Source organism: Pseudomonas sp. TH15 (assembly GCF_016651105.1).
In the GTDB taxonomy this organism is placed as follows: Bacteria; Pseudomonadota; Gammaproteobacteria; order Pseudomonadales; family Pseudomonadaceae; genus Aquipseudomonas.
Genome location: NZ_JAEKEL010000001.1, coordinates 240,381 through 254,967, shown reverse-complemented (window position 1 = coordinate 254,967; position 14,587 = coordinate 240,381). Strand labels below are relative to the sequence as shown.

The window sequence follows — 14,587 nt, the reverse complement described above, 5'->3', positions numbered from 1 at the left end:
GTTGGCCTTTAGATTTCCGGCGTCCAGGTCACCCCAAACATCCACGCCCGACCTTCCTCGCGATACCCATACTGACTGCCGTCATAGCTGTACAGCGCCCGGCTGTAACCCTTGTCGAGCAGGTTATCCACCTTCAAATCAAGCTTCACTTCCCGATTCAACGCCCAGCTACTTCGCAACCCAAGCAACGCATAGCCGCCCAACGGCTGCTGATTGTTCTCATCGTCGTAGCTGGCGCTGACCGCCTGCCAACTGGCGCCGAGGCTCAGTCGATCGAACTGTCGATCCAGATCCAGGCTCAATGTTCGCCGGGCACGACGGGCCAGGGTGTGACCACTGTCGCGATCTCGCGGGTCGATGATCGACACGCCGAGGTTGCTCTGCCAGCCGAACAGTTCCTGCTTTAGCGCTGCTTCGAAACCGTTGATACGTGCCGAAGCAACGTTCTGCGGGCGGTTATTGCTGCCGAAGATAATCGCGTCTTCCAGGTTCGTTCGGTACAGCGATGCTTCCAGTCGGCTGGCCTCGGTCAGCTGACTGCGCCATTGCAGTTCATAGCTTTTCGAGGTTTCAGGCTTCAAGTCTGGATTGCTGAAGTCCGGGTAATACAGATCGTTGAAAGTCGGTGCGCGGAAGCCTTCGCTGTAGGTCAGCAGCACGTCGTTATCCGGATTCAACGGCAGGGTGAACGTGCCGCTCCAACTGTTTTGGCCGCCGAACTGTTGATTCTGGTCCCGGCGCAGGCCCAGTTCCGTGGAGAAACTGTCCGTCTGATAGCGATGCTGGATAAACGCCGCGCGGTTCCAGCGACTGTCCTCGTCAAACGGCGTGCTGCTGTTGATCCGGTCTTCGTACCAGTCGCCGCCGAGGATCAGGCTATTGCGCTCGTTGAGCGTCAGGTCGTTCTGCCAGTTCACCGAGTCGCGGTAAGTGTTGAACACCATGCGTTCGTCGCTGAGCTTGTCGAGGGTCTTCTCGCTGTTTTCGCTGTGGCCGAACTCGACGCGGGTTTTCCACCGATCATTGACCCGCGCGTCGACGTAACTGCTGACGCTACTGACGTCGAAATCGCTGTAAGGCTGCTGCTGGACGGATTTGAAGGTGGTCGTGTCGAAGCGACCGAACGGGTTGTCGAACTCGCTTTTACCGGTGTTATCCAGCAGGTTGGCGCCGATTTCGATGTCATCGGTCAGCGCATGACTCAGGCTCAAACTCACCGATTTGTTGCGGTACTCGTCGTGATCACTGTCGCTGGGATACGACTCGTGGGTGCGATTGATCCCGGCGGTTTCATCGAGGCTGGCGCCGAGGTTGAAACGAGTCTTCTCGTCGCCGCCGGACAGCCCAAGGCTGCGCTCCCACGTCTGGTTGCTGCCGAATCCCATGTGCAGGCGCGGTTGCAGGCCTTGTTCACCACCGCGACGGGTGAAAATCTGAATCACCCCGCCTATCGCATCGCTACCATAAATCACCGAGCGGGAGCCGCGCAGCACTTCAACGCGCTCGACTTGTTCGATGTTGATGTGTTGCAGGTTGCTGTCGCCAGACGTGGAACTGCCGATGCGCTGGCCGTCCACCAGCACCAGCGTTTGGGCCGACTTGGTGCCGCGAATGTAAATCCCCGGCAAGCTGCCGCGCCCGCCGGTTTGCCCGACCTGCACACCCGGCACCCGACGCAGCAGATCGGTAACGCTGTCCGGTTGCAGACGGTCGATGTCTTCGCGGGTGAACACCGTGTTGGCGGCGCTGCTGTCGTTGCGCGCTTCGACCTGGCGGTTGGCGCTGATCAACACGTCGGGGAGCTTCAGGGCTTGATCGCGTTCGAAGGTGTTGGCCAGGAGTTGGCCGGCCGGCAGGAGTGTCAGCGTTAAAGCGAGACGGGAGAGTTTCATTGGCAGTCCATTGGCAATCTGCAGCGAACACACATTTGAAGGTTGCTCAAAACCAATGTGGGAGCGGGCTTGCTCGCGAAGGCGGTGGATCAATCAACATTTAAGTCGACTGACCGTCCGCTTTCGCGAGCAAGCCCGCTCCCACAGGGTTTTGCGTTTAGATGTTGAGCAGTTGCAGGCGCTGACGAATTGAAGATTCAATCCCTGCTTCATCCAGCCCGCACTCGGCCAGCATCTGCGCAGGCTTGGCGTGCTCGACGTAGCTGTCCGGCAAGCCCAGGTGCAGCATCGACTTGAGGATGTTTTCCCGGGCGAGGAACTCACTGACCGCGCCACCGGCGCCGCCCATGATCGCGTTTTCTTCGATGGTCACCAGCAACTCATGGCTACCGGCAATTTCACGAACCAGTGCTTCGTCGAGCGGTTTGACGAAACGCATATCGACCACGGTCGCATCCAGCGTCTCGGCGACTTTCAGCGCTTCGGCCAGTTGCACGCCGAACACCAGCAGGGCGACTTTGCTGCCCTGACGGCGAACCACACCCTTGCCGATTTCGATCGGTTGCAGGTCTTTCTCGATGGTCGCGTTCGGGCCGTTGCCACGTGGGTAACGCACCGCCGCCGGTCCGTTGTACAGGTGACCGGTGGTGAGCATTTTGCGCAGTTCGTTTTCGTCGCTCGGGGTCATCACCAGCATGCCGGGGATGCAGCGCAGGAACGACAGGTCGAAACTGCCGGCGTGGGTCGGGCCGTCTTCGCCCACCAGACCGGCGCGGTCGATGGCGAACAACACGTCGAGGTTTTGCACCGCGACGTCATGGATCAGTTGGTCGTAGCCGCGTTGCAGGAATGTCGAATAGATCGCCACGACCGGTTTCGCGCCTTCGCAGGCCATGCCGGCGGCGAAGGTGACGGCGTGCTGCTCGGCAATCGCCACGTCGAAATAGCGCAGCGGGAAGCGTTCGCTGAACGCCACCAAGTCGGAGCCTTCCTTCATCGCCGGGGTGATCCCGACCAGGCGCGGATCAGCGGCGGCCATGTCGCACAGCCACTCGCCGAACACACCGGAATACTTCGGCCCGCTGGCTTTCTTCGGCGCAGCGGCCGGCGCGTTCAGCGGTTCGAGTTTGGTGATGGCGTGGTAACCGATCGGGTCGACTTCCGCCGGGGCGAAGCCTTTGCCTTTCTTGGTGACGACGTGCAGGAACTGCGGGCCTTTCAGATCGCGCATGTTGCGCAGGGTGGCGATCAGGGTTGGCAGGTCGTGGCCATCGATTGGGCCGATGTAGTTCCAGCCGAGCTCTTCGAACAGGGTGCCCGGAACCAGCATGCCTTTGGCGTATTCTTCAGTACGACGGGCGATTTCCCAGGCGCCGGGCAGGCGCGACAGGACCTTTTTGCTGCCTTCACGCATGCTTGCGTAGGTGCGGCTGGAAAGGATTTTCGCCAGGTAATTTGACAAGCCACCGACGTTGCGCGAAATCGACATGTCGTTGTCGTTCAGGATCACCAGCATGTTGGCGTTGACTTCGGGCGCGTGGTTCAACGCCTCGAACGCCATGCCGGCGGTTAGTGCGCCGTCGCCGATCACGGCAATCGCCTTGCGATCACTGTTTTGCAGGCGGGCGGCAATTGCCATGCCCAGCGCTGCACTGATCGAGGTGCTGGAGTGGCCGACGCCAAAGGTGTCGTACTCGCTCTCGGAACGACGCGGGAAGGCAGCGATGCCGTCCTTTTGGCGCAGGGTGCCCATGCGCTCGCGACGGCCGGTGAGGATTTTGTGCGGATAGGCCTGATGACCCACGTCCCACACCAGCCGGTCGTCCGGGGTGTCGAAGACGTAATGCAACGCGATAGTCAGCTCGATAACGCCCAGGCCGGCACCGAAATGCCCGCCGGTCTGACCGACCGTGTAGAGCAATTCCAGGCGCAACTCATCAGCCAGGGTTTCCAGCTCGGCTTCGCCTAACCGGCGCAGGCCGTCCGGCGTGTTGGCGCGGTCGAGCAAGGGCGTGGTCGGGCGCTTGCGGGGAATCTCATGAAACGTCGTGGGCATCAGGCGAATCGTTATAGGTATAGAAGAGGCGGCAGTTTACCTGATGCATCGCCCCCTGCCCACGCGTTGCTATTTTTTGGCGGATACGCTGTCAGCTGCGGCGTTCGACGATATAGCGGGCCAGGTCGCGCAGCGGCTCGGCGGCCGCGTCAAACGGTCGCAGCGCATGCAGGGCTTGATCACGCAGTTCCAGGGCGTAGGCCTTGGCGGCGTCGAGACCGAGCAGCGCCGGGTAAGTCGGCTTATCCCGGGCAATGTCGGCACCCTGGCGTTTGCCGAGGGTTTCGGTATCGCTTTCAACGTCCAGAATGTCGTCCTGGACCTGGAACGCCAGGCCAATCGCCTGTGCATAAGTCTGCAAGGACTTGAGTTCGTCTTTTTCGGCCCGACCACTGGCCAGGGCGCCGAGTTTGACGCTGACCTCGATCAGCGCGCCGGTCTTGTGCCGGTGCATGTATTCGAGGGCTTTTTGATCAAGCTTGAGGCCGACCGAACCAAGGTCGATGGCTTGACCGCCGACCATGCCCGCCGGGCCTGCCGCCAACGCCAGGGCGCTGACCATCTGCAAGCTGATTTGCGCATCCAGGGTGCTCAGGCGCGGGTCGAGCAGGGCGCTGAAGGCCAGGCTCTGCAAGCCGTCACCGGCGAGGATTGCGCAGGCTTCATCGAACTTCTTGTGAGTGGTCGGCTGGCCGCGACGCAAATCGTCGTCGTCCATGGCCGGCAAATCGTCGTGCACCAGCGAATAGGCGTGGATCAGCTCCACCGCACAGGCTGCGCCGTTGGCTTGCTCCGCCTTGCCACCCAGCGCTTCGCACGCGGCGTAAGCCAGCAATGGACGCACACGCTTGCCGCCATTCATCACGCTGTAGCGCATGGCTTCATAGAGGCGTGCGAGTTCCGGGCCTGGCGCGGTGAACAGGGTGTCCAGCGCCGCATTGACCCGGGCCTGGCTGGTCGCCGAATACGCTTCAATCATTCTGGCTGATCCGCGTCGAAGGGTTCCTCGGCCAACTCGCCATCACGCTCGAGCAGCACTTGAACCTTTTGCTCGGCCTGGGCCAGCGCTGCCTGGCAATCGCGGGTCAGACCGATGCCTTGCTCGAAAGCCGTCAGCGAGTCTTCCAGCGACAACTCGCCGTTCTCCAGTCGCTCGACCAGTGTTTGCAGGTCAGCGAGGGATTGTTCGAAATCCAGTGCAGCTTTTTTGCGGGCCATGGCGGCTATTTCCGGTTGACGTTAAACCGGCGCGACACTAGCAGACATGGGGGTTATGGGCAAATGAGGTGGCTGGTTCAAAGACCATATGTATATCTTTGTGGCGAGGGGATTTATCCCCGTTGGGTTGCGCAGCAACCCCAAAAACAGCCGACCGGTTTTTTCAGGGAAAACCGTGGGTAACGGTTTACGACTGCTGCGCAGCCGAACGGGGATAAATCCCCTCGCCACAGTGATCTTCTTATTGCTCTAGGTTGGGTAGCTGATCTGATACCGCGTACTGCGGCCGCCTCCCGGCAATCGTTGCAGGCAACCCTTCTCCAGCAACTCCGCCAGATGCCGGGTCGCGGTGGCTTTAGATACATTGGCCACAGCCTGATATTGAGCCGCACTGATGCCGTGCTCACCGCCGTCAAGCAGGCGATTGAGCACTTTGATCTGTTCCACCGACAGTTCGGAATCACGATGCGTCTGCCAGAAACGTGTCTTTCCCAGCACGCTTTCAATCCGTGCGATGGCTTGTCGAAAGCTGCGCAATAAAGTCTGCAGGAACAACGTCAGCCAGTCAGTGATGTCCAGCGTGGCTTTCTGACTGGATTCAAGGATTCGGTAATAGCCGTCGCGATCATCGAGAATGCTGGCCGACATGGCATAAAAACGGATTGCCCGGGCTTCACCCTGGGCTAGTGCCAGATCGGTAATGGTACGGGTGAGTCGGCCGTTGCCATCGTCGAAGGGGTGCAGTGTGACAAACCAGAAGTGCGCGATGCCGGCGCGCAGCAGAGGATCGAGTCCAGCTTCATGCTGACTGGTCTCGAACCACTTGAGGAAACGCTCGAGTTGCTGCTCAAGGCCTTGCCTTGGCGGGGCCTCGAAGTGCACGGTCGGCCGCTCGATCCGTCCGGAAACCACTTGCACCGGCTCATCACCGCGCAGCGCAGCGACATTGATTGCGCGTGAGGAAAGACCATTTTCCTGTTCTGGAAACAGCAGCGAATGCCATTCCAGCAAACGCTCCAGCGTCAACGGCTCTGCGAAACGCCGGGTGGCGTCGAGCATCAGTCGCGCAAGGCCTTCACTGCGTGGACTGACGTTATCGTCATCAGCCGTTTCCAGCCCGAGGCGCCGCGCCAATGACGAGCGCACGGTGCCGACATTCAATTGCTCACCCTCAATGGCCGAGGAGGTCACGATGTTTTGCAGCAAGGCATCAAGTTCGGACTGAGCGCTCAGGGAATTGCTCACTGAGCCGGCCATGCCCAGCAATTGGCCTTCTGCCTGCACACACTCGCGCAGCAACAGCGTGAGGCGGTCTGCCTGCCAGTTGAAGTCGGGCCAATCGGGTTGCTGCCAGATCCAGTGAGTCGCCATGAGGTGTGGTTCCTGAGCGCGTGAGCCGAATAGAAAAGCTATTCGGCTCATTTTGTGAGCCGAATATGATGCCTATTCGGCTCACCGTCTACCGGGGGCCGTGAATCTCACCACAAATTAAGATGTATCTGATTGTTAAAAAACCGCCAAATCGCTAACCTTCGCGCCTTCTACGACCCAATAGTCACGGGTCTTTCTGACGAAACGCAGTTTTTTGATCTGTAACGCGCCGAGGATCGGGCGCAAGGTTTCGTTATGCATGGCAGGAGGCGTCACATGCGTTGGTTTCTTTCACTGCTGATAACGCTGGTCTGGGCCTGCGCTGCCTGGGCCGAGCCAACGGCCGAGTTATCGGAACCGGTGGGCGGCTGGCGTTATAACGGCTTGCTCGATCGCAGTGAAAACCCTCAAGTCGCCTATCCCACACCGCCCATCGACCGGGGCGTGCAGCGCAATCGCACGATGATCGAAGGCCAGCTCAAGGCCATCGGCACCCAGCGCGGGCCGCACACTCTGGCGGTCAACGGCAATCCGCTGAATCTGTATACCGACGACGAAGGGCGTTTCGCCCGGCCGTATGCGTTTGGCGCCGGTTCCAACAGCGTCGAAGTGCGCAGTGCCGAGGGTAAGTCCCTCAAGCGCGTTCAATTCTATGAAGCCAACAACCTGCGCACTCCGGCGCGGATTCGCGTGGTGTTGGGCTGGGATGATCCAAAAGCCGAACTCGACCTGCACATCATTACTCCCGACGGCCAGCACGCGTTCTTCGCCCACACGGCGTTGACCAACGGCGGTGGCCTGGACCCGGACGGCGTCGATGGCCCCGGCCCGGAAATGTTCACCATGACCGCGCCGCTGCATGGCACCTATCTGGTTTATGTGAACTATTGGGGCAACTTCGGCAGTGAAGGCTATAACTTCGATGAGCACAGTAACCAGAACGAGGTGATTACCTCGCAGATCAACCTGGTGCTCAACGAAAACACCGTCGACGAAAAACGCGAGACATTCATCGTGCCCCTGCGGGCCATCGGTGACCTGTTGCTGGTCAAGACTTTCAACTATTAAGCATCCCGCTCCACGGATGAATTGCTGAGCTTTGGGAACATGAGCGTGAACATGAGCGATAACACGATTTCCCCTGCCGTTCCCCCGGCCGCTGACGCACCGGCTGCCAAATCTTCCCGGCGTTGGCCGGCCGTGCTGGTCGGGCTGTGCCTGGTGGCGGGTGTCGCGGGCGGGTTGGGCTGGTTCATGCACAAACCCAAAGTGCCGCTGGCGGCGTTGGCCAGTGACAAACTGGGCATGAGCCGCCCGGACGGCCTGCTGGAAACCAGTTCCCTGAGCCAATTGCCCAAGGACTTGCTGGCGGTGCCGTTCCTCAAGGAAACCCTGACCGAAGATTTCGTCTTCTATTACGAAGCCCATGTGGATCGTCTCGGTTTGATCGGCAGCTTGCGGCGGATCATTTACGAACATGACCTGAAGTTGCAGGACAGCCTGATCGAGCAGCTCTTCGATCAGCCGGCCGATGTGGCGCTGTGGCGTGGGGCGGATGGTCGCCTGAAAGACTTCTTGTTGGTGATGGATCGCGGTGGCCTGGCCAAGGTGCTGGAGCCGCTGGCAAAAGTGGCATTGGACGATACGCAACTGACCAAAGTCGGCGATGTGAAAGTCGGCGCCGACGACGTCGCGCTCTATCAACTGACCTACAACGCCACCAAGGCACTGCTGTTCGCCTCCCATGGCGACAAACTGGTGGTGCTGTCGAACCCGGCCAAGCTGTACGAAGGCGGCCATGGTCCGGTCGATGAACCGGGCATGGTCTCGACTCAGGCGCTAGAAGCACTGCTCGGGGGCCAAAAACTGTTCCCCGAAGCCTTCGGCCTGCAACCGCGCTTGCCTGAGGTGAAGCAACGCCTGTCGGTCAATTCCAGCGTTCTGGCCATGGGTTATCAGCGCTTTATCCCGAACTTCGCCGGCCTGCGTTTCGACATGGACGACAAGGGCTGGCACAGCTTCCTCGCCATGGACGAACTGGATAACCAGCCAGACTTCGATTTCAAACCGATCTGGCAAGCCATGCCGATGGGCGCCAGCGCCTGCGTAGCCTTGCCGCTGGCGGCTGAACAACAGAAACCGCTGCTGGTAAAACTCGGTGCCGAAGAAAAAGTCGCCGAGGCCCTGACCGAACACGTGGCCGGCGCGGCGGGCCTGTGCTGGTACGCCGATTCGCGGCTGTACACGCCACTGCTGGTGGTCAGCCTGAACGACAAGGACAGCGCCAAACTCGACGGCGATCTGGGCAACCTGTTCGGCTCGATGGTTGGCGCCTACGAAGGCAAGGTCGACGAGCACGCGTTCCCGGTGGTTGAGAAGCAGGAAGGCCAGAGCCACGTCTGGCAGCGTCAGGTCAGTTCCAACTTCGGCCCGTACGCGGCCAAGGATGCCGAGAACCCGGACGCGATCACCGGCAAGGCGTTCATGAAAGTCAGCCTGGCCCGCCACGGTTCGACGCTGCTGTTCTCGCTCGACGACAAACTGGTCGATAAGGCCCTCGGCACCCTCGACAAACGCTTCCCTCCGCTGGCCGATGTGTTGCCCAAAGACCTGCTGATGCCGGTCTACTTCGGCCCGGATTCCATGGCGCAGCTGATGCAACAGGAAACCCTCGACAGCCTGCCGCAGGACATGGAACCGGTGTTCTACAACGCCGCGCAAACCTACCTGATCCCGAAACTGCGCAAGCTCGGCGGTTACGGCAAATACGCGCTGACCTTGCCCAAGGGCAGTGAGCCGGACGGCCACTGGCAATGGCTGCCGCTGGAATGGAAAGCCCTGTGACAGCACTTATCCGAGGCCTCGGCCTGCTGGCGATGCTGCTCGGCAGTCGGGCATTTGCCAATGAGGCGCCGCCGCTCGACGTGCAGCAATCCCAGGTGTTTCGCGCCTGGTTCGTGCGCATCGCCCAGGAACAACTGACCCAAGGCCCGAGCCCGCGCTGGTTTCAGCAGGACTGCGCCGGCCTGGTGCGTTTCGCCGCCAACGAAGCGCTGAAAGTCCATGACGACAAATGGCTGCGCAGTAATGGCCTGTCCAACCGCTACCTGCCGCCCGAACTGCAACTGAGCGAGGCCCAGCGCGGTCTCGCCCAGCAATGGCAGCAGGGCGGCGGCAAGGTCGGGCCGTACGTCAACGCGATCAAACTGATTCAGTTCAACAGCCATCTGGTCGGTCGAGACGTGGCGCTGGCCCGGCCCGGCGACCTGATGTTTTTCGATCAGGGCGACGACCAGCACCTGATGATCTGGATGGGCCGTTACATTGCCTATCACACCGGTACCACCACCCCTACTGACAACGGCATGCGATCCGCGAGCCTGCAGCAACTCATGACATGGAAGGACACCCGATGGATACCCGACGCAGCCAACCCCAACTTCATCGGCGTCTATCGACTGAACTTTCTCTCCCAATGATCGGTGCCCGCATGCTGCGCTTCTGCTCAAAACTGCCATTGTTATTGGCTCTGGTGCTGCCCTTGTCGGTGGTCAACGCCGAAGACACCGTCGAGCCAAGCGGCTACACGCCGGTGGCCGGTGAAAGCTTTTTCTTGCTGGCCGACAGCAGCTTCGCCAGCGACGAACAGGCGATGGTTCGCCTCGAAGCGCCGGGCCGCGACTATCGCCGGTTCCGCATGGAGCCTTATGGCGGCGCCGACATTCGCGTCTATCGCATCGACAAGCCGCTGGATTTCCTCAAGCGTCAGAAGAACCTGCACCGCGTGGTCAGTGACGGCCAGTTCAAGGGCGAAGGCCTGTCGAACACCCTCGCGTACCTGTGGGACAACTGGTACCGCAAATCTCGTCGCGTGATGCAACGAGCGTTTTCCTACGAGTCCCGTCAACAAGTCACCGAAGAAGTGCCTGAGCTGAAGATGGGCACCGCGATTGCCGCGCCAACGCCTTACGACGCTCAGCCACAATTCGCACTGATTCCGGGCTTGCCAGTTGTCAGTCAATTCCGTTATCCGCTGTGGGAAGCCAAACCGGTCCAGCCGCCCGCCGGCGTGAACCTGGCCGGTTCTTCCAGTGAATTCGTCAGCGTTGCACCGGGTAACGTGTACATCCCGTTGGGTCATCTGAAACCGGGTCTGTATCTGGTGGAAGCGCTGATCGGCAAGTACCGCGCGACGACCATGGTCTTTGTCTCCAACACCGTGGCCGTAAGCAAGATTGCCGGTGATGAATTGGTGGTGTGGGCTGCGCGCAAACACGAAGGCAGTTCGGTGCCGAAGGTCAACGTGCTGTGGACCGATGGCCTGGGTGTGATGAGCAGCGGCGCCACCGACACCGACGGTTTGCTGCGGTTGAAACACGTCAGCCCCGAGCGTTCGTTCGTGATCGGTGAAGACGAAGAGGGCGGTGTTTTCGTCTCCGAGAACTTCTATTACGACAGCGAAATCTACGACACCAAACTCTATGCCTTCACCGACCGACCGCTGTACCGGCCGGGGGATTGGGTGTCGCTGAAAATCGTCGGTCGCGAGTTCAAGAACGCCCGGGATTCCGTGGCACCGACCGCTGCCGACGTCAACGTAACCGTGCTCGATGCCACCGGTACGGCGCTGCAGTCATTGGCGCTGAAGCTCGATTCCAAGTCTGGTACTCAAGGTCGTTTCCAGTTGCCGGACAACGCGGTGGCGGGTGGTTATGAGCTGCGTTTCAGCTACAAGGATCAGGCCTACAGCAGTGCCTTCCGAGTCGCCGAATACATCAAGCCGCACTTCGAAATCTCGCTGAATCTGGCCAAACAGGACTACCGCACCGGCGAACCGGTGAAGGGCAGTCTGGTGCTGCTGTACCCGGATGGCAAACCGGTGGCCGACGCCAAGTTGACCCTGAGCCTGCGCGCCCAGCAACTGTCGATGGTCGACAACGAGCTGCAATACCTCGGGCAATTCCCGATCGAGCTGACCAGCACCGAACTGACCACCGATTCCAAGGGCAACGCGACCCTTGACCTGCCGGCCGCCGACAAACCGAGCCGCTACATGCTCACCGTGTTCGCCAGCGATGGCGCGGCGTATCGGGTCAAGACCACCAAGGAAATTCTCATCGACCGTGGCGCCGCCAGCTTCCGCTTGAGCGCACCGCAACGGTTCAGTGCGGTGGGCGACAAGGTTGCTTTCAGCTACGCCAATGAAGGTGGCGGCGAGCAGAGCAAAGCCGTCACCCCGAGCAGCTACAGCTGGGTTCGTCTGGAAGACCAGACCACTGGCGACGGCAAACTCACTGCGAAAGACAAAGGGTTCAGTATCGCTTTCGACCGTGCGGGTACTTACAACCTGACCTTGAAGGATGACCATGGCCGCGTGGTTGGCGCCACCGGTCATTCGGTCACCGGCGATGGCGTCAAAGCCGTGCCGGGCACTGTGGAAATCGTCCTCGACAAACCCGAGTACAAGGCTGGCGACGAAGCCCTGGCGTTGATCACGTTCCCGGAACCGGTCAGCGATGCGCTGCTGTCGCTGGAGCGGGACAAGGTCGAGGCCACGGCGCTGCTGTCCAAGGGCGGCGACTGGCTGAAGATGGAAAAACTCAGCGAGACTCAATACCGCGCGCGGATTCCGGTGAAGGATAACTTCGCACCGAACCTGACCTTCTCCGTGCTCTACACCAAGGGCGGGCAGTACAGCTTCCAGAACGCCGGCATCAAGGTAATTACGCCGCAAATCGACGTGGCGATTGCTACCGACAAAGAGGCCTATCAACCTGGCGATACCGTGTCGGTTGACCTGACCACTCAGTTCGCCGGCAAGCCAATTCCGGCGCACCTGACGGTCAGTGTCGTGGACGAAATGATCTACGCGCTGCAACCGGAAGTCGCGCCGACCATCGACCAGTTCTTCTATCACCCGCGCCGCAACAACGTGCGCACCAGCGCCAGCCTGTCGTTCATCAGTTACGACGTGGCATTGCCGGGCAGCCCAGGCGCGCCTGGCAAAGCCAACCGCAGCGAGCGTGGGGTGAAAGTGCTGGAGCGGCCGCGTCGTGAAGACGTCGACACCGCCGCGTGGCAGCCAGAACTGGTGACCGACGCCAACGGCAAAACCCGCTTCACCTTCAAAATGCCGGACTCGCTGACTCGCTGGCGCATCACTGCCCGGGCGATCGCCGATGACGGTCAGGTTGGGCAGAAGAAGCAATTCGTTCGTTCGGAAAAGCCGCTGTACCTGAAGTGGAGCGGCCCGACCAAATTCCGTACCGGCGACAAACCGGATCTCGGTGTGTTCGCGTTCAGTCAGGCCGAGAAACCGGTCAAGGCTGAGCTGGTGATCCATTACGGCGGCGCCGATCAGCGTGTGCCGGTAACCCTGAACAACGGCATCAACTACATCGCGTTGCCGGCGTTTGCATTGGCGAGCGGCGACTGGACCGCAGAACTGGTGCAGGACGGTAAAACCGCCGATGCCCTGGCTGTGCGCCTGACCGCGACTGGTGAAGGTTGGCAGGTGACTCAGAGCCAGGTTGTGGACGCGCTCAGCGGTGACACAGCGCTGACCTTGCCGGCGGATGCGACGGATATTCGCCTGCGCCTGGATGACAGTGCGCAAGCGCTGTTCCGTTCGGCACTTGATGATTTGCTGAGCTATCCGTACGGCGGCGTCGAGCAAACCGCCAGCCGTTTGTTGCCACTGAGCATTGCCTATCCATCGCTTTCGTCGAATCCACAGGTTCGCGATCGCTTGCGCCTGATCATGCAAAACAGCCGTCTGCGGCTGGTGCAAATGGCCGGGCCTTCGGCGAGTTTCACTTGGTGGGGACAGGACGGTGAGCCGGATGCATTCCTCACCGCTTACGCCTATTACGCCGACTGGTACGCCAGCAAAGCGCTGGAACTGAGCTTGCCGCCGGAGCACTGGCAGCGGGTGTTGGAGGTTTATTCGAAGCAGGCCAAAAACACACCGCTGTTGCAGCGGGCACTGATCCTGTCGTTCGCCAAGCAGATGCAATTGCCGGTGAACACCTTGCTCAGCGGTTTGATGGATGACCTGGCGAAGGCCGGCGACGGCAATGCCGCAAACCTGATGGACGATGGCGAAGACAGTATCGTCATGAGCGATCCGGATTCGGCGCTGGGGTTGGCGGCGGCGCGGGCATTGACTGCATCGCTGGCGCGCCAGTCCAAGGTCACTCTGCCGGACGCGTTTAATCGTCAACTGGCGGATGCGCAGCAACGGTTGGCGGTCAGTTCGCAGCCGTTTGCCGAAGCGCTGAACCTGTCGCTGCAAGCTTTCGATCAGGCTCACGCGCAAGCGTTGTTGCAACGTCTGCTGCCACAGCAATCGACCCTCGAACGCGCGTTGGCGTTGAGCTGGTTGCAACGCAGTATCGAGCAAGCTTCGCCGACCATCGCCCTGGCACCGGGTGAAGGCTGGAAGAAACGCTACGGTGATACCGGTGAGATGTATTGGACATGGCAGGGCGCTACGCCGGTGCCGGCAGCGTTGTCGCTGACCGGGACCCAGGAACGTCCGCTACGCGCCGCGCTGAGCTACCAGACCAAACAACCGGCAATCGACCCGATGGCTGTGACCATCACCCGTCGTCTGTCGCGTTTGGTGCCGGGTGACGAAGCGTTCGAATTCAAACTTGAAGCGGTCGGCACCAAGCTGTTGTCCAGCGACAGCCTGTATCTGGACGAAGTGATCATCACCAGCAAAGCGCCGAAGCCACTGCGCTACGGCATGATCGAAGTGCCGCTGCCGCCGGGCGCTGACGTTGAACGCACCACCTGGGGCATCAAGTTGATGGGCAAGGCCGGCACCGAACCGACAGCGCTGGAGAAGGCGCGTTTCGAGCCAGGTCAGATGGCTTACGCGATTCCCGTGGACGCCTTGAGCGGCGAATTGCGCGTACGTCACTTGGTGCGCTTCTCGCAGAAAGGCCAGTTCAACTTGCCGCCGGTGCGTTTCACTCAGATCTACGCGCCACAGCATCAGGCTCAGGAACAGAAACCGGCGCTTGGCCAGGTCACGGTCAACTGA

The 14,587-nt window shown here is 60.6% G+C and carries 10 protein-coding genes; 4 read left to right on the top strand and 6 right to left on the bottom strand.

Translation table 11 applies throughout. From position 1 onward, the window contains the following. Window positions 1-8 precede the first annotated feature (8 nt). From JFT87_RS01165 to JFT87_RS28590, 6 genes are all read right to left on the bottom strand, one after another. Window positions 9-1,892, bottom strand: coding sequence for a TonB-dependent receptor domain-containing protein (locus JFT87_RS01165; RefSeq protein WP_201198192.1), 1,884 nt, complete (start codon window positions 1,890-1,892; stop codon window positions 9-11). A 157-nt stretch (window positions 1,893-2,049) separates the two neighbouring features. Continuing rightward, on the bottom strand, window positions 2,050-3,948 hold the full coding sequence (gene dxs / locus JFT87_RS01160) for a 1-deoxy-D-xylulose-5-phosphate synthase (protein WP_201198191.1): 1,899 nt from the start codon (window positions 3,946-3,948) through the stop codon (window positions 2,050-2,052). Window positions 3,949-4,039: 91 nt separating this feature from the next. Continuing rightward, window positions 4,040-4,927, bottom strand: a complete 888-nt coding sequence (locus JFT87_RS01155) for a polyprenyl synthetase family protein (protein ID WP_201198190.1) — start codon at window positions 4,925-4,927, stop codon at window positions 4,040-4,042. Continuing rightward, window positions 4,924-5,166, bottom strand: a complete 243-nt coding sequence (locus JFT87_RS01150) for an exodeoxyribonuclease VII small subunit (RefSeq protein WP_007894317.1) — start codon at window positions 5,164-5,166, stop codon at window positions 4,924-4,926. The genes JFT87_RS01155 and JFT87_RS01150 overlap by 4 nt, the downstream gene beginning before the upstream one ends. 249 nt (window positions 5,167-5,415) lie before the next feature. Continuing rightward, the gene (locus JFT87_RS01145; protein WP_201198189.1) at window positions 5,416-6,537 is read right to left on the bottom strand and encodes a Fic family protein; all 1,122 of its coding nucleotides are present in this window, start codon (window positions 6,535-6,537) and stop codon (window positions 5,416-5,418) included. Between the two features lie 135 nt (window positions 6,538-6,672). Then, window positions 6,673-6,798 carry a hypothetical protein gene (locus JFT87_RS28590; protein WP_274610055.1) on the bottom strand — a complete coding sequence of 42 codons (126 nt, stop codon included), beginning with the start codon at window positions 6,796-6,798 and terminating at the stop codon, window positions 6,673-6,675. 15 nt (window positions 6,799-6,813) lie between these two features. Between JFT87_RS28590 and JFT87_RS01140 the strand changes: the two genes are divergently transcribed. From JFT87_RS01140 to JFT87_RS01125, 4 genes are read left to right on the top strand one after another with little or no spacing between them, the layout of a single operon-like run. After that, on the top strand, window positions 6,814-7,605 hold the full coding sequence (locus JFT87_RS01140) for a YfaP family protein (protein WP_201198188.1): 792 nt from the start codon (window positions 6,814-6,816) through the stop codon (window positions 7,603-7,605). A gap of 51 nt (window positions 7,606-7,656) precedes the next feature. Next, a complete protein-coding gene (locus JFT87_RS01135; RefSeq protein WP_201198187.1) occupies window positions 7,657-9,381 on the top strand; it encodes a DUF2138 domain-containing protein in 1,725 nt (574 codons plus the stop codon). Continuing rightward, window positions 9,366-10,016 carry a DUF1175 domain-containing protein gene (locus JFT87_RS01130; RefSeq protein ID WP_201198186.1) on the top strand — a complete coding sequence of 217 codons (651 nt, stop codon included), beginning with the start codon at window positions 9,366-9,368 and terminating at the stop codon, window positions 10,014-10,016. The genes JFT87_RS01135 and JFT87_RS01130 overlap by 16 nt, the downstream gene beginning before the upstream one ends. Further along, window positions 10,013-14,587, top strand: coding sequence for an alpha-2-macroglobulin family protein (locus JFT87_RS01125; protein ID WP_201205044.1), 4,575 nt, complete (start codon window positions 10,013-10,015; stop codon window positions 14,585-14,587). Before JFT87_RS01130 ends, JFT87_RS01125 begins: the two co-directional genes overlap by 4 nt.